22 protein-coding genes are annotated in these 22,047 nt (G+C 63.0%); 20 read left to right on the top strand and 2 right to left on the bottom strand.

What is annotated here, in order from left to right; all coding sequences use genetic code 11:
* Window positions 1-167 precede the first annotated feature (167 nt).
* The 4 genes from LZ005_RS06070 to LZ005_RS06055 all read left to right on the top strand — a co-directional run bounded on the left by LZ005_RS06070 (window position 168) and on the right by LZ005_RS06055 (window position 6,450).
* Window positions 168-1,055, top strand: coding sequence for a hypothetical protein (locus LZ005_RS06070; protein WP_237805730.1), 888 nt, complete (start codon window positions 168-170; stop codon window positions 1,053-1,055).
* A complete protein-coding gene (locus LZ005_RS06065; protein ID WP_237805728.1) occupies window positions 1,042-2,715 on the top strand; it encodes a hypothetical protein in 1,674 nt (557 codons plus the stop codon). The genes LZ005_RS06070 and LZ005_RS06065 overlap by 14 nt, the downstream gene beginning before the upstream one ends.
* A gap of 9 nt (window positions 2,716-2,724) precedes the next feature.
* Window positions 2,725-5,067 carry a hypothetical protein gene (locus tag LZ005_RS06060; RefSeq protein ID WP_237805727.1) on the top strand — a complete coding sequence of 781 codons (2,343 nt, stop codon included), beginning with the start codon at window positions 2,725-2,727 and terminating at the stop codon, window positions 5,065-5,067.
* Between the two features lie 87 nt (window positions 5,068-5,154).
* Window positions 5,155-6,450 carry a hypothetical protein gene (locus LZ005_RS06055; RefSeq protein WP_237805725.1) on the top strand — a complete coding sequence of 432 codons (1,296 nt, stop codon included), beginning with the start codon at window positions 5,155-5,157 and terminating at the stop codon, window positions 6,448-6,450.
* On the opposite strand, the gene LZ005_RS06050 is transcribed toward LZ005_RS06055, so the two are convergent.
* Window positions 6,447-7,085, bottom strand: coding sequence for a DUF1845 domain-containing protein (locus LZ005_RS06050; RefSeq protein WP_237805723.1), 639 nt, complete (start codon window positions 7,083-7,085; stop codon window positions 6,447-6,449). The two genes, LZ005_RS06055 and LZ005_RS06050, sit on opposite strands and share 4 nt — an antisense overlap.
* A gap of 464 nt (window positions 7,086-7,549) precedes the next feature.
* Here LZ005_RS06050 and LZ005_RS06045 point away from each other — a divergent pair, with 464 nt between their 5' ends.
* From LZ005_RS06045 to LZ005_RS06035, 3 genes are all read left to right on the top strand, one after another.
* On the top strand, window positions 7,550-8,098 hold the full coding sequence (locus LZ005_RS06045; protein ID WP_237805721.1) for a hypothetical protein: 549 nt from the start codon (window positions 7,550-7,552) through the stop codon (window positions 8,096-8,098).
* Between the two features lie 33 nt (window positions 8,099-8,131).
* The gene (locus tag LZ005_RS06040) at window positions 8,132-9,145 is read left to right on the top strand and encodes a primase-helicase zinc-binding domain-containing protein (protein ID WP_237805719.1); all 1,014 of its coding nucleotides are present in this window, start codon (window positions 8,132-8,134) and stop codon (window positions 9,143-9,145) included.
* A 109-nt stretch (window positions 9,146-9,254) separates the two neighbouring features.
* A complete protein-coding gene (locus LZ005_RS06035) occupies window positions 9,255-10,319 on the top strand; it encodes a DUF932 domain-containing protein (RefSeq protein ID WP_237805717.1) in 1,065 nt (354 codons plus the stop codon).
* Between the two features lie 55 nt (window positions 10,320-10,374).
* Here the strand turns inward: LZ005_RS06035 and LZ005_RS06030 are convergent, their stop codons facing one another.
* Window positions 10,375-11,061, bottom strand: coding sequence for a S24 family peptidase (locus tag LZ005_RS06030; protein WP_237805716.1), 687 nt, complete (start codon window positions 11,059-11,061; stop codon window positions 10,375-10,377).
* A 307-nt stretch (window positions 11,062-11,368) separates the two neighbouring features.
* Between LZ005_RS06030 and LZ005_RS06025 the strand changes: the two genes are divergently transcribed.
* The 13 genes from LZ005_RS06025 (at window position 11,369) to LZ005_RS05965 (ending at window position 22,042) form a co-directional block, all read left to right on the top strand.
* Window positions 11,369-11,716 carry a hypothetical protein gene (locus tag LZ005_RS06025; protein ID WP_237805714.1) on the top strand — a complete coding sequence of 116 codons (348 nt, stop codon included), beginning with the start codon at window positions 11,369-11,371 and terminating at the stop codon, window positions 11,714-11,716.
* A 3-nt stretch (window positions 11,717-11,719) separates the two neighbouring features.
* Window positions 11,720-12,319, top strand: coding sequence for a FlhC family transcriptional regulator (locus LZ005_RS06020; RefSeq protein ID WP_237805712.1), 600 nt, complete (start codon window positions 11,720-11,722; stop codon window positions 12,317-12,319).
* A 98-nt stretch (window positions 12,320-12,417) separates the two neighbouring features.
* A complete protein-coding gene (gene mobH, locus LZ005_RS06015) occupies window positions 12,418-14,130 on the top strand; it encodes a MobH family relaxase (RefSeq protein WP_237805710.1) in 1,713 nt (570 codons plus the stop codon).
* Window positions 14,131-14,140: 10 nt separating this feature from the next.
* The gene (gene traD, locus LZ005_RS06010; protein WP_237805708.1) at window positions 14,141-16,012 is read left to right on the top strand and encodes a conjugative transfer system coupling protein TraD; all 1,872 of its coding nucleotides are present in this window, start codon (window positions 14,141-14,143) and stop codon (window positions 16,010-16,012) included.
* Window positions 16,009-16,647 (top strand): DUF4400 domain-containing protein, encoded by a 639-nt coding sequence (locus LZ005_RS06005; protein ID WP_237805706.1) that lies wholly within the window; start codon window positions 16,009-16,011, stop codon window positions 16,645-16,647. The genes traD and LZ005_RS06005 overlap by 4 nt, the downstream gene beginning before the upstream one ends.
* A gap of 2 nt (window positions 16,648-16,649) precedes the next feature.
* Complete coding sequence (locus tag LZ005_RS06000; protein ID WP_237805705.1) at window positions 16,650-17,246, top strand: lytic transglycosylase domain-containing protein; 597 nt, start codon at window positions 16,650-16,652, stop codon at window positions 17,244-17,246.
* A gap of 160 nt (window positions 17,247-17,406) precedes the next feature.
* Entirely contained in the window at window positions 17,407-17,748 is a 342-nt protein-coding gene (locus LZ005_RS05995; protein WP_237805703.1) for a hypothetical protein, read from the top strand.
* 22 nt (window positions 17,749-17,770) lie between these two features.
* Window positions 17,771-18,070 carry a type IV conjugative transfer system protein TraL gene (traL, locus tag LZ005_RS05990; protein ID WP_237805701.1) on the top strand — a complete coding sequence of 100 codons (300 nt, stop codon included), beginning with the start codon at window positions 17,771-17,773 and terminating at the stop codon, window positions 18,068-18,070.
* 13 nt (window positions 18,071-18,083) lie between these two features.
* Window positions 18,084-18,683 carry a type IV conjugative transfer system protein TraE gene (gene traE, locus LZ005_RS05985; protein ID WP_237805699.1) on the top strand — a complete coding sequence of 200 codons (600 nt, stop codon included), beginning with the start codon at window positions 18,084-18,086 and terminating at the stop codon, window positions 18,681-18,683.
* The gene (locus LZ005_RS05980) at window positions 18,637-19,431 is read left to right on the top strand and encodes a type-F conjugative transfer system secretin TraK (protein ID WP_237805697.1); all 795 of its coding nucleotides are present in this window, start codon (window positions 18,637-18,639) and stop codon (window positions 19,429-19,431) included. The genes traE and LZ005_RS05980 overlap by 47 nt, the downstream gene beginning before the upstream one ends.
* Window position 19,432: 1 nt before the next feature.
* Entirely contained in the window at window positions 19,433-20,746 is a 1,314-nt protein-coding gene (locus LZ005_RS05975) for a TraB/VirB10 family protein (RefSeq protein WP_237805695.1), read from the top strand.
* Window positions 20,733-21,494, top strand: coding sequence for a DsbC family protein (locus LZ005_RS05970; protein ID WP_237805693.1), 762 nt, complete (start codon window positions 20,733-20,735; stop codon window positions 21,492-21,494). Before LZ005_RS05975 ends, LZ005_RS05970 begins: the two co-directional genes overlap by 14 nt.
* Entirely contained in the window at window positions 21,491-22,042 is a 552-nt protein-coding gene (locus LZ005_RS05965; RefSeq protein ID WP_237805691.1) for a TraV family lipoprotein, read from the top strand. Before LZ005_RS05970 ends, LZ005_RS05965 begins: the two co-directional genes overlap by 4 nt.
* Window positions 22,043-22,047: the final 5 nt, after the last annotated feature.

The following is a 22,047-nucleotide window of genomic DNA, read 5'->3' as shown; positions in this document are numbered from 1 at the left end:
TGCTATCCTTCATGTCCGCCCCAGCAACGCCAGGCCCGACTCGACCGTCACCGGCCTTTGCTCCCCGCGGCGTTTGGTCTCATTTCTGAGAAACAAACAACATTTCGATTCAGTCATTTTACATCTTGTTAAAATGTACGTATCGAACACACTGGCTCGCCAATTTCATGCGCTCTAAGATTGCCCTCGTTCATGCCTTTGTTTTGGCGCTTGCCGCCCTTCTCGCCGGCTGCGCCGTCAACAAGCAGGGGAATAATTATCAATTCGGCATTGACCACAATGAGCTCTTGGGCCGGAACCTGCAGGACTTCCAACTCGGGGATAGCAAAGGCGTCCTTCGTCTGAACGCGCAGGGTCAACTTCAGATCAAGCTGTACGACCGGATGAAAGTCCTTGACCTCGGGGGCCAGGTCAAATCGGCCTACGTGGCCTACGCAGAGCGTTATCCGCGTTACGACGTCCTCGTTGTGCACATGCCTACGCCCAGCTGCCCACATGCCTATCGCGTCTACCAATTGGCTGGATACGAGGTCAACATGTGGGAAATGAACACCGCGTCCGGTCGCTGCCAGACGCCGCTGGTCTTCACACTGTATGCCGACGGATGGAGCGCCCGCGAAGACAAGGACCAAGGTGCGCGCCAGCGCTGGAATTGGTACAACGGCTGGCTAACAGGCGGCATGGAACAGGTACCTACTGCGGCTGCGGTCGCCGCTCCCCCTGGCGCGCCACGCCCAGCGACGGAAACCCGACCTGCAACCGCGACGTTCGTTTCCACGCCGCCCGCCACTGCCACTGCACCGGCCCGCGAAGCGCGACCGCGTGCCCACTTCGAATCCGGCGCCGTCGAATCGGCCGCCCCTACCACGCCACGCAGTGCCGCGCCGCTCCCTGCGGGAAATACCGCAACAACGACTGTGGCCAAAACGGCTGTGGCGACGTCGGCGAGCAGCAGCGGACCGAAACCGATCAATGCGGGCAATTACGAAAAGCTGCCTGCCACTGCCCAAAGCGAGATCACGCCCGTCAAGATCACTCTGCATGACGGTAACTAATTTGGCGATCGCGACAGCGCGGACGCGGCCCAAGCTGGCCAACATCGTCATCGGCCACCAGCCACGGGCCGGATGGGTCGTCTTGATGACAGTCGTGACGGCGCTCTACCTGCTCGTCGAATGCGGCTTCAATTCCAGGCTGCTCGACGTCGTCGGCGGCATGCCGGACAAGCACGCGGTCGAATCCATCGAGGTCTTCGGACGCTCTCTGTCTGGATTCGCGGTCGCCTTGATGTTCTGGCCCGCCTTGCTCAAGCGCGCTTTGCGCGTCCGCGCTAGTTGGCTAAGCGCGGTCCTCGTGATCGCTGTGGTCAGTAGCGGTGTCGGAGCCATGGTGTACCAAGCGGAGCTCAAACTGGTCAATTGGGTCGTGGATCGGTCGACGCCCGCACAGCGTTATATCGCGACCAATCTCGTCACCGTACAAAACGCCCTCGTCTCACGCGGGGCGACGCTTGACGGTTTGCCACTGACGCTGGAATCGATGGCCGAGCCGGACGGCAAGACCTTCCTCGCGATCTTCCCCATGCTCGCGTACTCGACCCGCGACCTCGACCAAAAGATTGGCAAACAGAAGCCGCTCATCTTGCGCAACGCGATCGACCGCATGTATGGCGGTGTCACCCAGAATTACAACCGTTTCATCGCCGTGCGCGAAGAACTGATCAAACGCTACAACGGTGACTACCTGAAAGCCTGCGGGGACTTCAATCGTGCGATCGCACGCACGCCGCAGGAACAGGAGCGGGCATGGTCCGACTACGAACGCAAACTGCAGAAGAATCGGATGAGTGCGGATCGCGTGCCGCCGCCCTACTGGGCGCGCGTGCGCCGCGACGTGGTTGCGGCCGGAGTTCCGGTGCCGGCCAACTGGGATCCAGCCGACCGAGCAGGCTTTTACAACGCGATCGCCCACAAGATCCGCAGCGAATCCGAACGACGCTTCGCCGATGGGATGCGCAAGCAATTTCCCAATCAAGCGAGTCTGCCGCCCAACTTGGACAAGGACGCGTTCTTCGGACATCCAACCATCCAGGCTGCATGGCAAGCGAAGCTTGGATACGAAGGAACGGGGGTGCGGCTTCCGGTGGACTTACCGGAACCAAACGCTGCACCAGCCTTCTTCCAACGCCAAGTCTACGACAAGGTCCTGGGCTTCCATGTGCAGGAAAAACTCAAGAAATACGATGCTCCAGTCGCGACTTTCGCCGACGGGCGTCCGCAAGGGGCCCTTGGTCGGGAACAGATGCGCGCGCTTGCAGTCCCGCCGATAGCGCTGATGTTCTCGATCATCGGCGCTTTGGTGCACATCATCAAGTTGATTCTGTTTGCGCTGCAACTTGCCTTCGAGCGCGGCTTTGCCTATGGCGCCGTGAAGGCCATCGCAGTGCCAACCCTGGCGTTCGCCTTGCTCCTCACTTTCTATTTCGTGCCGGCATCCCCGATTACCCGCCAACCCTTGTTTGCCTATTTCGAGGCCAGAGGTAGCACGATGGGCGGCGACGGCGACAACCCAACCATCCCTGGCCGCGCAGCCATGGTACTTGCCCGCAGCGTGATCCACGCCCAAGTCTTCGCCTATCCCGTCTTCGAAGCCATCCGCAAACAAGTCTTGCAGGGCTACGAATTCGGCTACCACCCAAATTCGCCACAAACTTAGGAGTCACGTATGCCACGCTTGCGCGCATTCATCATCACGGTCGTGGCGCTCTTCCCCGCGCTCGGCCGCGCACAAATGCCCGATGCGAACAGCTTGCAGGAACTTGAGCAAGCCGGCTATGTGACGATGAACAAGATCACGACGCCCCTGCTCTACCCCGCTTACACGGCCAAACCCTACAACCTCAAAGTCCTTCTCGTCAGCGGCCGGGCGGACATGCCCAAGGACGCTCAGGAAGCGCTGGCCGAAGTCTCGTACTCGCGCGATGAATTCAAAGTGCACGCGCTGCTTGAGCGCTATCGGCCCTTCGTGGAAGAACAAATGGCGACGCTCAAGCAGACAGGCGGCTATCTGGTCCCCCTGCGCTTCCAGCTCGGAGAATACGATTTCGACCACCACCGTTTTCCGCTCAAGCTCACGCTTGCTGTCAACAAGTCCAAATCAGCGGACGGGTTGCACTGCGCAGGTGCCTACGATAAATTCCAGAACATGGCGCAGACGGCCTGCATCAGCATCAGCAATTGGAATGAAAATAGCGGCGCTTTCCAGTTTCTCGCGATCGACGAGCAAAGTGAGGCGCAGCGCATCAAACAGATGCTCGTCGGTGGCAAGGCAGGATTTTATTTTGTAACCGCGCGCGATGGGGCGTTCCGCCTGGCGACGGGCGCACCTCTGCGCGTCGGCAACTTCCTTGACCAAGCTTTGGTGGCGGGAACGCAGCCTGCACGCGTTATCGGCCTGGTTCTTGTGGAACTGGCGACCGGGCAAATCCTCGTGGCTGGTCCGCTCCCGAATGCTGGGCCGGGGGCGCCCGCCCGACCCGGAGCCAAAAGCAAACCGAATTCCCCGCCCCCGTCGTCACGCCCTGCTGTAGCTTCGGCAACAGCATCACAAGCCCCTGGCGATGCGGTCACGGCTGACACGGCGCCCGCGCCGCTGACCGGGTCTACGTCTAACCCGACCGCCGCCACTGCCCCCGCCGATGGCCAGCCCATCATCGTCGGCGTGCCGGACGATACCCCAACCCTGCGCCTGGACAAGCTCTTGGCGGCCTTGGCTTATGCGGCGTATAGCGACCCAGAAAAAGTTGCGGTCGCACAGAAAACCGCACAGCAGATTCAAGAGAAATTCGCGCGCATCCAAAACGACAGCGGCCGCGATCCGGTGATCCAGGCGCACGAGCTGAAGGAGCTCCAACCCAAACTGGACGCTGCTGTGCTCAAGCTCGAAGAACTGCAAGCACAAATGGCGCTCAAGGACCAAGTGGCACGCGAGTATGGCGCCGAGCCAGTGGTCGATGCCGCCTTGACCCGCGTGGCCTCGGCCGGCCACGTGTATTTTGAGCGCTATCGCCTGACCGACGGCAGGCAGATCATGGTGTTCCGTGGCACGGACAACGGGCAAGACCTGTGGACTGACCTGCAGATTGGCATGACCCCGGAACTGGCCAAGGAACTGGTCAATAGCATCAAGACCGCATCGGGCCGGGCCATGGTGACAGGCGCCAGCCGCGTTAGCGCAGGCGAAGCGCATCCCTCGCCGGCATCGACGGGACGCCCCGCCGCTTTTTCCGTCGCCGACGCTTTGGTCAAAAAGATCATTCAGGGCGGCACACCTGCCGACCGGCTGATCCTCAGTGGTCATTCGCTTGGCGGCGGCTACGCCCAATACGCCGGCTTGCGCAGCAACGTCGCACAAATCGTCGCCTTTAACCCGGCCCCGCTCAGCGCGCAGCTGCAGAAGGATGCGTCCGGCGAACACACGCGCTCCACGATCCGCCACTATGTGTCCTTCGTGACGACGCGGCAAAGCAAGTCTGGTGCTTATGGCGATCCCGTGTCTCAGCTGACCACCGAATACTTGAACCAACCAGAAATCGCCGGCCTAAAAGTGATCGGCAAACAATATGCCGTACCCGTATGTGTCGATCTACGCGGCCCCGAATACCGTGCGTTTTCGCATTTCTTCCAGGATGGGATCAAACACATGACGCTATCCTCGATCGATCATGGGTTCCGCACGACCAAGAAGGTCGGGTCCATCGTCGGTCAAACGGAAGGCATGGTCACGGCAAGTACCGACCAGGAATCCGCGATGAAGAGCGGTGCGAAAGTGGGCAAGGTCCCGGGGAAGGTCGCCGGCACAGCGGCCTACTGCCTCAAGCACCCCTACCTTTGCGGCGGCAAAGTCGCTCTGGGCGGTGCAGCCAGTGTGCTCACGAAGACGGAACTGACACCACGTGCCTGGACCATTCTGAGCGCACACAAAATGAAGAATCTCGAAGAAGCGATCGAGAACGATGGACAGGCCGTGTGTGAAGATCCACAGACCCAGCTCGCGCCCTCGACCTAAAGACAGCGCTTTCGCTAAGCGTACGCCCCTTGCCCCGCTCCAAGTTCAAACGGTCCGGCCCCAACATCCAAGTTGCAATTAGATCACATGGCGAACGATTCAGTCTTTGATACCCGTTACGCGCGGTTTGTATATGAACGGCGCCGTGCCGGCGACGACGCGCAAACGATCCGATCGCAAGCTTTGCCACTGTTGATTGAATCTGTAGAGTCCGGCGAACTGTCTATTCTCGATAGTCCAAATTCCCCAGTCTCGCGCGCAATTATGCGACACCATAGCGCCATAAAATTCGAGATGAACAGCAACTGGGTTCTCTCGCCGCAAGATTGGTGCTGCCCTTGCTGCAAGCGTTCGAAGTTACAAATTTCGCGCGTCGGCCAACACGGACAAATACTTGCCAAGAGCGTCGTACATCATGACCACATGGACCGAGCGCTGCGCACAGCCTTCAACGCGCAGTTCGTAGCGGCTGGAACAGACATTGAACAGGTAGACGGGCTTGAACTTATTCGGCGCATTAGCTCGGCATTCTCGGCCTACGATGAGATTCTGGTCTGCGAGGACTGTAACAACGCCGACACCAATGCCAAGCGATTGTTCCAACTTCCGGACGTATTTTCATTCTCAATCGGCCAGATCGCCACATTCATTTCCGTGGCTGATCATTTGCCGCATCGCCTCGACCAGCAGAAGATCGAGATTGCTTGGGGTGCCGCCGAACCCGCCTATGGCCTGCGGATGCGTATCGTTGACGCTGTGGCGCACGCGGCAGCAACGGATCGGCACTGGTACGAACCCAATGGCAAAGTGCAGGAACGTCTTCCCATGCTTGGATCGAACGGGCTTCTCGACCCATTCGTCCTAAAGTTGTTTACGACCGACGAAATTTCTGATGCCCTCGGCGCCAAAACGGCAGTTTCAACGCCAAATATGAGTAAGTGGCGCACCGAGCCCAAGCGTAAAAGCAAAGCGCTGCCAAAGAACTATCTGGCCCTGTTACTGAGCGACCAGTTCAGCGCTATGCACTGGAACAAAGTGGAGGCCGATTGGATCTGTCCGATTTGTCGGCGCAAGAAAGAGGAACTTGTCTATGTGGAGGACAAAGGCAACGTCGCATTGCATCTACACCAAGTGCGCACTAAGAATGAGGCATGGCAGAACATATCCTGGATCTGCAATCACTGCAGCTCAGTCTTGATGAGTCTTAAGTGGGAGCTCCAAACCCATGTGGGCAAGATTGCTGGCTCGTATGACTTCGTCGAGCCCCATGAATTGAGAAAAATCATCATTGCGAGACCTCACTCGCGCCACGCCGTGGACGCGCAGCTCGCACATACACTTGTTACCTCAATTCTAAACGACGGGCGAGCAAGAACCGCTTAGCGGGGATCCTTCTTGTTTGAATAGACCTTTCCGCTGCGACGGTCATCCGGTCCAGGTAGGCGCTTGGTGAGGCGGCCGGCATGTGCTCTCACCTCTCCTACGATCATCCGCACCCAACGACGACAGGTGCATTTCGTCGCGAACACCGTTTCATTTGATAAGACGTCGTCGAGAGCCAGCGTCTCAAGCATTGGCATCAATTGATCCAGAATCAGGAAAAGATCGAGCAATCGCCGCCCAAATGGGGAAATGACCCTGGCTTCGACTTCCAATGGCTGTGCGTCATAAGACGCGAGCGACGTTATCCCGTTGCGTTCGCACTTGCCCTTTGACCGGACAATTGCCGCGTTCGCAAGGCGGATGTTCCTCTCAAGCAGTATCGTCACTTTGCGTTCGACTTCATCGACCTCCGCTCCCGGCAAGCTGTAACGCGATACGACCGAGATGAAGTGCATTTGCCGCTGCATCGAGTTGTAGTTTCGAAGGAACAAACGCTTCACTTCCGGGCTGCACAAGGATACGGGGACTTTGCGGCTAGCCGACTCGACTTTGGCAAGGTCTTCCGATGCAATGCGGGCCAAGAGCCTGGCATTGATCTCCCCTTGATCGATCCGAACGAATTGCTGCATGTCCATGCCATTCTCCTCAACCGTCACAAGCGCACGCGATCATGGCGCGACACCGCGCTCAGCTCAATCGAAAACCCCACCTCCTGAACTGGGGGATTTGTGCTCAACTGATATTACGCAGGTAATCGCCAGGGACGTTTGACGCCGTTCACCTTCTCGCCTATCGTGACCGGAGCAGCAGCTGGCCCTGCAAGTTTCGGCGAGCCCTTTCCAAGCCTGTCTCGAATTCGAGGCCGGCATCAATTCCGCTCTGCGCAATGCGCCCGCGCACAGAACCCTGCCCCGACGGCGGTGCGACAGCGCCCCCTCGGGATAGCATTCTGTGTCGGTTGCTGGCATCCGACCGAACGGCACCTGCCGCGCAAGCCAGCCCTTTCCATACCGGCCCAGCCGGTTTCGACCCACCCGCGACGGGACGCCCATCCCATTGCGGTACGGCCTCCCTTCGCATTTTTCTTTTCGGAGGCTATATGGGTTCTTCCTTGTCTTTCACGCGGTCCGATAACACACCGGTTCCGCCTTGGGCATCTGCCCTCTTCTCGCGCAGGGTCGCATTCCTGCCCAAAGTCACGGCCGTCTTGTTGGCCGACGATGAGCTCCAGGTCGATTGGACCGAAGAGGAAGTCGTCTACCTGCACTGGCGCTTGCTTTGTGAAGTCGACGCTTTGGCGGAGCCGACGGCGTCCCTGGATGAAAAAATCGATCTGCTGCGCTGGGTCTTCACCGACTCCGAACGCGACGCTCGTCCGTTTTCATTCGCCAATTGCCTGCGCGTCGTCGCCTGCAGTCCCTTCTCGCCACTCGCCTACCTCGGCGCCATCGACGTGGACGAAGTGCGCGGATGGCTACGTGGACAGGTGCGCCATTGGCTCAGGGCGACCTTTGCGGCATACCCCGTCTGGGTCCAAGCAGCCATCGCAGCCAATCCTGGCTGGATTGCCGAGCGGTTGGCACGCAACCCGCAATGCCTCAATGAAGCAATGCGGGTCGGCCGGCGCCAAGCCGACTTGTTCGCCTGAGGGAAAGTTGTCCTTTTTAGGAGCGAGGATGCGATGACTTCTTCCGTTTCGTTTGAGCCTTGCCATGTCACTGCAAAACCGGCGGCATGGAGCGAGCTGTTTGACCATCTGCGCGGACGCTGGACCGACGCCTTACTCGCGCTCGGCATCGACCGCAGGATCGTCAACAAACGCAACCAGCCGTGCCCGATCCGCCTTTGTGGCGGGCGCGACTGTTTTCAGTATACGGACCACGCAGGCGAAGGCAATTACAGTTGTCGGCGTTGTGGTTCCGGTCGGGGGTTTCAACTCCTGCGTGGCGTGTTCGGTTGGCCTACTGCACAAGCGATCGCCCAATTGCGCGCGTTTCTTGCCAGGCATGGCATTCCGCCACCGCTAATGCAGAGAAATGGACGCAAGGCGGCCAGCCGCGCTTTGGAACTTTGGGAACAAGGGCATCCGGTGTCGGCCGACAATATCGTCGGCCGCTACCTCGCACGATTTGGCCTGAGATTCGGCCAGATCTCCAGCAAGCTGCGTTACCACCCTGCCGTCGACTTTATCAACAGTCTGGATGGAAAGCATTTCCGCCATTCAGCGCTGCCAGCCATGTTGGCAGCCATCGAAAACGAGCAAGGCGAACTCGTGTCGCTGCATCGGACGTACTTGCTTGACCGTGCTTCGGTGCCACAAGCGCTTGCACGCAAGCGCATGCACAGGACGATCGACGGGGCAGTCGTACGCCTTGCAGCGCCCGCATCCGACCTCGTCGTAACGCTCGATATCGAAAGCGCATTGACAGTCGGCGCCTACCTGGGATCGGCGGCTTGGGCGGTACTCGACCATCACGGTCTGGGCCGACTCGTCGTGCCAGCCTGCGTGGGCCGCTTGGATGTGTTCACGGCCAACGACAGTGACCGGGCGCATGAGGGTCAAGCGGCCGCTTTCGCCTTGGCGACGCGATTGAAGCACGAGCGCGCAGACATCACGGTCGAAGTGCACGTCCCTCCGCACCCGGGCCAACGATGGTCCGATGCGTGGGATACCGCGATCAAAGCGCGCCGATAGTTTGCCAGCCGACGCCGCCCGCGTCGCTTGTTTGAAGCCATTTACCCCGGTGGGGCCGCCCCGCCGGGGCGGCTTGTCCGCCGTTCACTTGCATGAAAGGAGCTTGACCATGAAACACGGACGTAGCCTGACCAGCCTGGCCGAAGAACTGACGCGCCAGCTCAATTCCAAACGGGACCTCGTCGTCCCGGCCACGCAGTTCGCGCACCATACCGATCTGCTCGGCGTTAGCAAAGTCACCATCAACGAACCGCAGGCCCCAGTCGACTATCTGGTGAATCCCGTCGCTCGCCGCCAATTGGCCGAGAAATTGAAAATTCCCTTCAATTATTTCGAGCGCATGCGCGTCGAGGAGCCGCAGCTCTTGGATCACAACGTCAACACCTGGCTCCATGCGGGCGGCGAGTCCTATTTGATGCGGACACTTGACCGACGACTCCGGGCCGTACTGTCGAAGCGCTACCGGCGTATCGACAATTTCCAAGTCGCGGATCGCGTGATCCCCATCCTCGATCAGCTGCCTGGCGCGACCTTCACTTCCGTCGAACTGACGGAGACGCGCATGTACCTCAAGGTCGTCTCGCGCAAGATCGAGCACGAGATCGTGCCCGGCGATGTAGTGCAGGCCGGTGTCGTGGTTAGTAACTCGGAAGTGGGTTGCGGCAGGTTGTGGGTGCAACCCTTGGTGTATCGCTTAAAATGCGGCAACGGCATGATTGCGGTCGACCAACGCTTAGCCAAGACCCACCTGGGACGGCTGCTCGAAGCGTCGGAAGACACTTTCGTGGTTTTCCAGGACGACACGCTGCGCGCCGAAGACGAAGCCTTACTGCTGGCCGTACGCGACGCGGTGCAAGCAGCCGTATCGGAGGCGACGCTGAGCCTGCTAGCGGACAAGATGCGCAAGACTCTCGGCATCCCTTTGCGCGGCGATCCCGCCAAATCGGTCGAAGTCTTGGCCGACCGCTTTGCGCTGAGTGGTTTGGAGCAGACTGGCATCCTGCGTTTCCTCGTGAGCGGGGGTTCGCTCACGGGCTACGGGCTGCTCAACGCTGTGACGGACTTTTCGAAGGATGTAGAGGACTATGACCGGGCGACGGAGCTCGAGATGCTGGGCGGCCGCTTAATCGAAATGTCGCCAACGGAATGGAACGGCATCGCAGACGCGGCGTAAGCTCGTCCCTTTAGGCAGGTATCGCGGGCCCTCGCGGCACGCGATACCCAGCCTTTCACAGCTCGTCCGCACGAAATACGAGACGAACCCTTCCGACAACATCGAACGCGTTTCCTGCCATCACGTCACGTTCGGGAATCAAGCTGTCCCGGTAGTTCGAGTTAGCACAGTGCAAGACTACGCCTTCACCGATCCGGACCTCGGCCCGACGCACAAGCACGCGCCCCGCATAGCGCAAGGCATATACCCCGTTCAGGTCAATGCGTCGGATCGTCGTATCGACGATGACGGGCGAACCAGCCCGAATTTCCGGTTCCATTTCGTCGCCGGCCACGAATTCGATGTGCACCGGCACGTGCTGGATCAGGTTGAGTCTCGCGATGAAGACACGCGCCCATGCGGAGAGCGCGACGTCGGGCGCCATCGAGGCCGGCCGGCCGCCGACCAGGTCACACGGCGGCAGCTCGCCGCGCTCGCGCACCAATCCCAGCAACCAATTCGCGTCTACACCGAATGCGACGCACAAAGCCGCCAGGGAGGGCACATCGGGCAGACCCGGCTTGTCGGGATCGACCCATCGCATCGCTGTCTGCAGGGCGCATCCGCACAGGTTGGCCAAGTTCTGGGCACGCGCGTGCGGCGCGATCGCGCAACGATCCAGTTCGGAAATGATGCGCGCTTGTACGCCTGGCCTCAAATCGAGCAACGCCCGCCGGCGCCGCGCATTGGACTGTTCGCCCATAACCACCTCCATCGTCCTCGGCCGCCCGCGGCCCTCAGCACTTGCTAAGCCGCGCTCATACCATCCAACTCGCTCTTGTCAACCCTGTCCTGTCTAAGGCTGCACGCTTGAATCCCGCTTGAGAATTCTCACCTAAGCGTCAAAAACGACCGAACAGCTAGCAAGTGCTAATTGAAGGCGCGTGGGCCATGGTATAGGCTTGAGCTCAGGTCAGGTCAACCACAAACCCCCACTATTTCGGGCCGCATTTCTGAGCTGGCCGCCGAGTTTGATTCGCATCGACTTGCTTTTGAATCAGGATAAAGCCATGGACGCCGCCATCCACTTCACGGAAGTGCAATTTCTCAACCACCTGATCCTCAACGCGATCCGCGCCAGCATCTTGCGCGATCCGATCGCGGCTGGCTACCTGTTCCATCTCACGCCAGAGGAGGCGCGCAAGTTGGCGGAGATGCCGCAGGAACAGTTGCAGAGTTTGGTGGCGTCCAATAGCCACGAATTCCTGTTCGCGCCGCGCGCCAGCTTCGCGCGCGCGCTCGACCTGCCGCCCGACCTGTTGCCCGCCATCTTGACCGTTCAGCAGCACGGTCCAGCTACGGCAGAACCTGCTCGGACAGAACGGCGCAAGTCCCAATCGCTGGAGATGGCGGAGTGAAACATGAAACCGCATCGTCATATCGAAGCGCTGCAATTGGCCCACGCCTGCGTCGAGCTCGGCGCGCGTTTGCGCACGATCGAATGCGTTTCCGGTATTGGCCAGCTTGAGCTGCGCCGGATTTTCTTTTCCAACGGCGCGACGCCCCCCTGTGGGCGTCAACCGGCATCGGAAGACTGGCTGTTCGAACGCGCCAAAGTGCCGGGCAACGTCGAAGCCGCCATGTTCGCTGTGATCTTCCACGAATTGACGGAGTCGGGCGTTGGCGTCGGGCCGGCTTTGATCGGCGCCTACCGGCTTTATCAGGCGCGCTGCCGCGAAACCCCGCGCGTGTCCTTCGACCGCGCCTTCGACATTGTATGCTGCCTGCGCGGGATCTGGTCCTCGCGCGAAGTGCGGCTTGCACTGACCCAGTGCGAAACCTGTGCGTCCCGCCACTTGGTCCCGTTCGCCGGTTGCGGCACGCGCCAACCGGACTGTCCATTCTGCGAGCTTTTGGCTCGCTACCACAAGGACCGCCGTCTTCGCACGGCCTTCCAGACTTCCACGCGGCGCGTCGATTCGACGCGACCGCCACAAGCGGCCCCACGCGCATACGCCTGAGCTGGACAAGAATCCCCCGGCCCCGCCCCCACCGTTCTTGCTGGACGCACCCCGGCCACCGAGCCGAAGATGGCCCCATGACATTGCGGAGTCCGTCCATGCGCTTCCTTCGCGAATTGTTTGCCGGGTCAGCCACGCCGACGCAGCACGCAGACCCGTGCGTACGCGTCGAGCCGGTCTTGGGTCACGGTGCCGCTGCGTCAGCGGGCGCGCCGTCGTTCGTCGGCGCCAAGCCCGCCGCGATTCTCGGGGGCCACGCCGATTGGATCACACGCGTCCGACTCGCGTTCGGTATCGAACCTGCGCTGTTCGACGAGCGCGTCATGCCGCTGCTCCACAACCTTGCCCGCTACGTCAATCAATTGCCAGCCACACCAGACGCCGAGTTCTCGGAGCCAGGCGGTTTGTTTCGTCTCAGCCTTGCCACCGCCTTCTTCGCCCTGCAGGGCGCGGACGGCCAGATTTTCACCGGCCAAGCCACGATCAGTGACCGAAAGAAGCTGGAAGAGAAGTGGCGACTTGCCACCTTCCTCGCGGGCCTGTGTGCCGAACTACACCGGGCGCTGCGGCGCCTGCGCGTCGTGGACGCTGGCGGAAAGACATGGTCGCCCTACCTCGTTCCGCTGAGCGCATGGCTCGCGGAACGCGAGCCTGGCACCATCCGCCTGAACTGGTCCAACCCTGCGGCCGAGGCGCGCGCCACCGCCGTCTTTGCCGTGCCGATAGTCGTTCCCGCAAGCACATTGGCCTACTTGGCCGAAGACGGTGACCAGATCCTGCCTCACTGCCTGGCCGCCATTAGCGGCGTCCCACTCTGGGGCGAACACAATATCGTGGCCGAATTGGTACGTGACGCCTCAATTGCCGTTCACGCACACGAACAGCAGTTGCTCGCCACCAGCAGCGGCCGTGCGCCGTCGCCGACGTATTGGGCGCGCCACCTGGTCGAGGCGGCCCAGGCGCTCGCACGCAGCAGTGCCGCATGGGAAGCGAACGGCGCGAAGTCCCGCGTCCACTTGGGGTGCGACGGACTGTACCTGCTTTGGCCTGAAGCAGGCGCCGACCTGATCCACATGCTCGACCGTCGCGGGTTCGTGGCCGTCCCGAAATCGACCGACACGCTGGCCGACTTGCTGCTGCAAGCTGGCGTCCTGTCCGCGCGCCCCGATGGTCACACGCTTTGGCATATCCGCCTGCCGGGACAGACCGAGACGATGGACGCCGTCAAATTGAATCTTCCCGACATACTCCTCGCCAGTGTCACGCCGCGTCCCGAAGCCCTGCGTGACGCCTTGCACGCCGTGCCAACTGCGGGGTCTACGCAAGCGCCGGGCGCCCCGGCAGCGTCAAGTCCCGCCCCGGCAACTGCCGTGCAACTCGCTTTGCCGGGCATGCCGTCCCGACCGGACAATCCGGCGCCGCCCGCCCCACCAGCGCCCGACCCAGAAAAGCTACGACTCCAGATCGCCTTGCGCGCGCCTGCGCGCCTGAACCGCCAGGTCGCGCTGGCCCTGCACGCCGTCGTCGAGACCCTCGGGCGCAAAGGCAGCCACCGGGCCGCACTGCTTGTCGAAGGCGGTCTAGTGGTCACAGAAAACCTCTTCAAGCGTGCACGCATCGATCCGGGCGTCGCGTTACGCGCGCTGCGCGAAGCGGACATGCTGCTGCTCGATGCGGCCGGCGCGCCGGTGCGCGAACCGGTCGGCGACGGCCGCACAGGCATGGTGATCGCTGCGTGCCACATCGACGGCTTGAACGCCCACTTGCAGGCGACGATGAGCGACACGCGTGGGGCTTCCGATGCTAGTTAGGAAATACGAAATGCCCTGGCGCCGCGCCTACGAGGCCTATGCGGCAGCTTGCTGGACGGCCAGCGCCGCCGCCGTCGCTCTGGCCCAGGCACCGCCACGCCTGAGCGCCATGGTCGGCGGCGTCTGCGCGGCGATGGCAGTCGTGCGCGGCCTGCAGGGACTGCGCCTGCTGCGCCAGCGCGCCGCCCTGTCCGGGCGCGCCTTGGAGATCATGTCGGCGCGCCGGCTGGGTGCCCTTACGCCCGACCCGAACCAACTGTACCTTGGCTTTGGCTTCGAATGGACCCCGGTCCATTCGCAGCGCCTCTATGAATTGTCGAAAATCGACTACCGCCAATTCACGGTGCCGCGCTGGGCCCTGCCCTTGCTGCGCAGCGGGGCCGTCCAGACGGACGGCGAGATGGGCCTACCCTACCTGCACGGCGTCGAGCCGGACGAGCGGCCCCTATACCGACCGTTGAATAACTTCGAAGGCGGCACCCTGATCGTCGGAACCACGCAATCCGGTAAGGGGGTGTGTTTCGGCAACCTCGTGACGCAAGCCGTCAAACGCGGCGACGTTGTCATCCTGATCGACCCGAAGAACTCGAAACGCTTGCGCGACGTTGTGAAGCGGGCTTGTGCGGACTACCGCGCCCCGCATGTGTTCCAGTGGTTCCACCCGGCCTTCCCGGAAGACGGCGTGCGCCTCGACTTCACGTTCAATTGGCAAAAGCCGACCGAAATCGCCTCGCGTATCCAGGCCATCCTGCCGCCGGACACGGCGGGCGCATTCAGCGCCTTCGGCTGGGACGCCGTCAATGTCGTGGTCCAAGGCCTGGTCGACCAGGAGCAGCGCCCGAATCTGGTCAAACTGACCCGCTATATCGAAGCCGGCATCGAACCGATTCTCGAGATCTCCCTGAGCCGCCTGTTCGCCGAACTGCTCGGCCCAGGCTGGCGCGGCCATGCCGAACTGACGCGCCTGCTAGCCAAGGCCGCGCGCGGTGGCATCCGCTCGCCAACGCCTGCCGCGGGACCGGAGCTGCTCGCCTATGTGGACTTCTACGAGCACCACATCCCGCACCAGCAACGGCGCCAGGTCATCGACGCGCAAGTGCGCACCTTCCGCCATCCGCGCGAACACTACCAAAAAATCACGGCGAGTCTGCTGCCGGTGCTGTCGATGCTGACGTCTGGCGATCTCGGCCGGACCTTGTCCCCCGATCCTTTCGACGTGGCGGACCGCCGCCCCATCCTCAATTTCGAGAAGATCGAACGCGCCGGCCTTGTGCTGTACATGTGTCTCGACGCCCTGCCCGACGCCGCGGTGGCGTCGGCCATCGCGGCCCTGGCCCAGAGCGACATGGCCGCACGGGCGGGCATGCGCTACAACCTGGGCGAATACCGGCGCATTTCCTTGTTCGTCGACGAAGTCTCGAACACGATCAACCGTCCGTTGATCGAGATCCTCAACAAAGGGGCCGAGAGCGGCATCTACGCCACGGTCGCCATGCAGACCTTGGCCGACCTGGCCGACCGCCTCGGCAGCGAGAACGCCGCGCGCATGGCCCTCGGCAACTTGAACAACCTGATCGCCTTCCGCACGAAGGACGAGCCGACCCAGAAATTCATCGTCGAAACCTTCGGTAAGACCGGCATCCATTCCATCCGCGCTGGGATCAATACGGGAGTGGACGCCCATCTGGGCGACTTCAGCGCCAGCGAATCGACCCAGATCACGGAAGCGATGGAGGAAATGATCCCGCCAGCCATGCTCGGCAAACTGCCCAACCTCCAGTATTTCGGCTCGTTCTCCGGCGGGCGCCTCGTCAAGGGCCGTTTCACCCTCATCGACGCCGGCGCCGGGCAAGCGTCGCTGCCACAGGATCGCGCACCATGATCCGAGCGATCTTCGTCGCGGGCCTGGTCGCCGCCCTCGCATACGCCCTTTGGATACCGGCCCACTATCCGCCCGCCGACCTGATCGCGGTCATGCGTGCCGAATACGGTGCCAACGCGGCCTCGTGGGGGCGCGGCCCCGCACTGGACGTGCTCACACGCGCCCTCGCCTGGCAGGACGGTCCGGCAGCGCCAGCGGTGAGCGCCACGCCCCCGGGCGGCGCCGCCGCGCCGGGTCCCGCGCGCGCACCGGCCCTCACGCCAGTCGTGGCAAGCCTGGACAAAGCCGTCGCGGGGCTCACGCGCAACGCCTATGTGCGCGGTCTGGACTGTCTGCGCGTGCTTGCCCTGTTCCGCCTGGCCGCACTCGTCCAATGGCTGCCCTTGGGCGCCGTGTTCGCCGTGCCCACCTTGATCGACGGCGCCATGCGCCGCATCGTCAAGAGCAAGGAATTCCGCCAGCACCATCCCGAACTGTTCATCGCGGCGCTGGCCGCGCTGGCGCTGACCGTGTGCGCCCTGATCATCGCCTGCATCTGGCCCATGCCCTTGCCACCGCTGCTCATGCCAGCCTTCCCCTGCCTCGCCGCCTGGCTGCTGCGCGGTGCGCTCGCGAACTACCACCATCGAGGCTAAGCATGACGCACGCTCACGACGCGCAAGTTGCCTGCGCCCTGGTGCGCCAGCTGTGGCGCTGCCTCGGCCTTCTGCTGCTGGCATACGCCGGCCACGCGCACGCTTGCTGGGAGGCGGCCGGCGCGCGCCACGGCGTCGCGCCCGCCCTGCTCTACGCGGTCGCACGCGCTGAATCCGATCTCAATTGCGCCGCGATCAACCGCAGCCATTACGCGCGCACGCACACCTACGACATCGGCTGCATGGGCATCAATAGCTCGAATTTGCCCGGCCTGTCCAAACGCGGGATCAGCGAAGCCGACCTCATGCTTCCCTGCACCAACATCGACGTCGGCGCCAGCCTGCTGAGCGATTTGTTCCGAACCTACGGCGTGACTTGGGAAGCCGTGGGCGCCTACAACGCCGCCTGCACCACTTTGCGCGGGGCCGATTGCCGGGCCGCCCGGGCACGCTATGCCTGGCGGGTCTACTGCTTCCTCTACCCCGATGCGATGCACCCTGACGGCAGTGTCTGCACGAGCCGCGCTCGCCGAGGCCGGGCGATTACGGTGCCCAGCGGCGCAGCGATTGCGCTCCAAGTGAGTGTCGTCGGACGCTAGGCAAGAACGCCCCCCATTTCCCTATGGGGTTTCTGCTGGAGCGGATCGACTGCTGAGTTCAAGATTTGTCCCAGCGCCGCGCGAAGCGGGACGGGTTTCCCCGCCCCGGACCGCTTCGATGCCGGCCTTCCCCGATCCGTCAATTTGCAAAGGAATGACCATGAACGCACCACATCTCGTCCTCGCCGGCCCGCCGAAGAAGTCCACCCTCGTCGGACTGGCCCTCTTGTTCCTCGCCTGCCTCGCCGCCGCCGCGCCCAGTTTCGCCGTCGACCTCGTTACCTTCGCCGGCATCACGGGTCCGCTGACCTCGGCCCTGACCCAAATCTCGGCGCTCAGTCCCGGCATCAAGGCCCTGATCGGCGTGCTCGCCTTTGTGGTGGCCCTGATCACTTTGGCCGCCCTGCGCGACTTCGGGCCGGTCCTGCGCTATATCGGCGTCGCCATCTTCGGCGCCACCGGCCTCGTGGTGGGCGGCGCCATCATGGGCATGACAATCTGAATCCGGCGTCGAGGCGATCGCGATGAAAACCAGTCCCTATATTCCGACCCGCTTGGACGACATCTGGAAGATCGGCCTGTGGGATGTGGATGTGGCCAGTCCGGTGCTGATCGCCTTCTTGTTGGGCTATGCCTCCAACACGAAACTCGGATTCATTGGGTGGCTCGCGGTAGGCATCGCCGTGTCGCGCAAATTGGCCCGGCTCAAAGCCGACAAGCATGAGGCCTTCGCCTTGCACTGGGCCTATTGGCACTTCCCCACATCGCCCCTCACCTCGATGCGCGCCACGCCGCCGTCCGATTTGCAGCGCATGGTGGGATAGCCAGGAGCAGTCCATGGACGCGGACCAATACAAGCAAGATATCAAGGCGCTCACCAAACGCACCGACCGCCTGACGCACGCCGTGTTGTTGCAGGCAATCGCGCTCGTGTGCGTCGCGCTCTGGGGCGCACGGATGGTCGGGGCGGTCCGCACGATCCTGATGCCGGCCGCGCCCCAAAAGACCTTCTGGGTCACGGACGACCATGCGGATCAAGCCTACCTCGAAGAAATGGCAGGCTACTTCGCTTGGCTGATCCTCGACGTATCGGCCGAGTCGATCGACTGGAAGAAGGAAACGCTGCTCAAGTACACGCTGCCCGAGGAGGCCGCCGCCTTCCGTACCCGGATGGATTTGGAAGCGGACCGACTGCGCAAGATCAACGGCAGCTCGACCTTTGCACTGCGGCAGCTACGAACCGACGAGAAGGCGCAGACTGTGACGCTGGTCGGCACGGAACATGTGCGCGTGAACGGAGTGGAAACATCCGCACCGCAAAAAAGCTATAGCGCGGCCTTCGTGGTGATCGGAGGACGCATCCATCTCAAGCGCTTCGAGGAAGTGTCCGATGAAAAGCAAGCAAATCCTCCCCCTGCTGCTGTTGGCATGCGCTAGCGGCGCTGTCCACGCTGAGCAGCGGCGCGACGCACGCGACGGCGTGGCCGTCCAGGCGGTCGTCGCCACGCGCGAAGCGACCCGCATCCGCATCGAAGGCGCGCGCATCGTCGACGTAGTCGGCAACATTTACGCCAACACCTGCCAGTCGGCCGCCGCGCAGGCGGCGCCGGGCGTCCCTGGCGCGCCGCCGCCGTCGCCCGTTGTCGCGCCCAACGGCGAATTCATCCTCAACTGCGACGCGACGAAGGGCGAGATCTACATTAAACCGGTCGGCAAGTCGTCCAAGCCGATCAATCTCTTCGTCTCCTCGCCTAAGGCGACTTACACACTGATCCTGCGCCGCTCTGACGTCCCGGCCGACACCATCGTGCTGGTGGACCGCAGCCAAGCGGCCCGGCCCGCTGCAGAGGAACGTTTGACGCCCAGCTCGGAGCGGATCAAGGCCCTCAAGACCATGCTGCTCGCCTTGTCGACGGAGCGCCTGCCGGCCGACGCGCGCCTGGAGGAAGTGAACCGCGAACACCGGCTGTGGGCGGCGACGGCCCTCACCCTGGAACGCGTCATCAGCTGGAATGGCTGGACCGGCGAGCGCTACCTCCTCACCAACACAGGCACGCTCCCGATGCCCTTGGCGGAACAGGAATTCGACCGCGAAGGAGAACAAGTGGCGGCCGTTGCGCTCGACAGCCACGAGCTGGCGCCCGGGGCCAGCTCGCACGTGTATGTGATTCGGCGCGGAGATTGACATGAAATTCGCCGACCAATACCGCCGCATGACCGAGCGTCTGAGTCCGAAGCAGCGCCAATACTTGAACTTGGCCTTGTTGGCGGCCGCCGGCTTCGGCGCCCTCTGGGTTCTTTTCTCGTTTTCCGACAGCGGCGCGAAACCGCGTCCCACTACGCCGCCGCCGACGCCGAGCGCCGTCACCAACCTCGGCGTCATCACCCCAGGCACGCAAGTGACGGCACAAGACCTGTGGGTCGGGACGGCGGGGCGCAAGCTTGCCCAATACGAGCAGGACAAGGAAAACCAACACCGTATGAACGCCGATCGCCAAGCTTTCGAGGAAACTATGCTAAAGCGCATGGGCGAACTCGAATCGCGGCTCGCCGCTCCAGGCATGCCGCCCAATGCCCCGCCCGCGTCGCCGGCCGCGCCCCCCGCGCCGTCCGCCGCCGGCAGGCGCGACGCCGCGGCTCCCGCCCAAGTACCGACCGGCGCGCCCGCTTTCGTGGACGCAGCCGTCGATGAAGCGGCCAGCATGACGCGCGTCGCTCTGGCCCTGCCGGAACGGTCCCAAGGCGCGCCCACCAACGGTGCGCCAAGCGCGCCGCGCGAACCGTCCTTGCCGCACATCGACAGCTTCCTGCCGATCGGATTCGTCAAGGCCGACCTCCTGGGCGGCCTGGATGCGCCCACGGGCGGACAAGCCCAATCGAATCCCCACCCTGTATTGCTGCGCTTGGCCGACACGGCAGTGCTGCCGAACCAGTTCCGGGGCGACATCAAGGAGTGCTTCGTCATCGGTGCCGGCTACGGCGACATCAGTTCCGAGCGCGCCTTCATCCGCACCGAGACCCTGTCCTGCGTCCGCAAGGATGGCGCCGTCATCGAAGTCAAAATACAAGGCAGCGTGTTCGGCGAAGACGGCAAAGCCGGCGTGCGCGGGCGCCTTGTCCAGAAACAGGGCCAGCTGCTGGCCAACGCGTTGTTGGCCGGGGCTGCAGGCGGCATCGGCCAGGGCTTCGCCAACTCGGGCACCACGTACACCACGTCGGCCCTGGGCACGGTCGCCACCATGGGCGGCGACATGCGCGAGCAGATGCGCCGGGGGATCGGCACGGGCACCGGCCGTGCGCTCGACATGCTGGCCAACTACTACATCAAACTGGCGGAACAGACGTTCCCCGTGATCGAGGTTGGCGCCGGTCGCCACCTGGAGGTCGTGATCACACGCGGCGTGCGCATCGACGGCGGCGGCCAGGGGTTCGCGCAGACCGACGCCAAAGGGCCGGCCGCCGCACCCTTGCCGCAGGGAGGCGCCAATGGACAGGACTAAGCTGGCCGCGTACGCGCTTGGTTTGACGGTGGTCGCTGCGCCTGCGATCAGCGCCACGCCCGAAACACGCCTCCTGGCGGCCCTGCGCAAGGCGCATCCGCACACCACGTTCACGCGCGTCGCGGCCACGCCCGTGCCGGGGCTGTACGCGGTGTGGATGGGCGAAAACGTGGCCTATGTCTCGGGCGGGAACACGCGCTATTTGATCTTCGGTCACCTGTTCGACACGCAAACGCTGCGCGACCTTACGCAAGCGGAGGCCGCACGGCAGCCGCCCTTGGCCGCCTCGGTATCGGGCCCCATCGAGGTGGAAGCCCTGCCGCAGGATGACGCCCTGCGTAGCGTGCATGGCGCTGGCACGCGCCGCCTGGTCGTTTTCTCCGATCCCCAATGCACCTACTGCCGCCAGTTGGAACATGAGCTGGACCGGATCGACGATGTCACTGTCTTGAACTTCATGGTGCCTTTCCAGGGCGAGGCCTTGCCCAACGCCGTGTGGTGCGCCCCGGACCGGCTGGCCGCCTGGCACGCCGCCCTCGAGGACCGGCTCGCAGCTGACACACGCGTCGCCTGTCCAACGCCCCTCGAACGCAACCGGACCTTGGCTGCGCGCCTCAACGTGCGCGCCACACCGACCATCGTATTTACCGACGGCAGCCGTGTGGACGGCCTGATGACGGCGTCCGACATCGAAACCCACCTGCAGCGCGCCGCAGCTGCGCCTCCCCCTACCCGGAGTACCCCATGACCACGATTCGTCCCTTGGTGGCCGTATTGGCCGCCGCCAGCCTGTCGGCCTGTGTCGATATGAGCGGCTTGGGCGCCAGCAGCGAATTCGCCTGCAAGGCCCCGCCTGGCGTGGCATGCACGTCCATCTCAGGCGTGTATGCGAACGCCGTGCACAACAAGCTTCCGGGTCAGTCCGCGCCCGCCCCGGCCCCGAGTAGCGGCTTCAGCACCAGGGCGCCGGCCGCCATGCAGGTCGCGACGGCCATCGAGGGCCCTGGGGAACTGCGCTCACCGGGCCGGGTCCTGCGCATGTGGATCAAACCATGGGAAGACGCCGATCACGACCTGAACGACGAGACCTATGTCTACGTGCAGACGGAAGGCGCCCGCTGGCGCCTTGAGGCGGCCGAAACGCGCAACCGCGACGCCTTCTTGCGTTCGCGCGTAGCGCATTTGTTGAGGCCACCGCCGGGTCCGTCACCGGCTGCGCCCGCCTCTCCGGATGCCGCCACTGCAGCGGGACAGCCCACCGGGGCCGCCACTGCCAGCGCCCAAAATCAGCCGTGAGCGCG

Origin of the sequence: Massilia sp. TS11 (assembly GCF_022012445.1) — a bacterium.
Taxonomy (GTDB): Bacteria; Pseudomonadota; Gammaproteobacteria; order Burkholderiales; family Burkholderiaceae_D; genus Telluria.
The sequence above is the reverse complement of the archived record's forward strand: the minus strand, read 5'-3'. Positions and strand labels throughout refer to the sequence as shown.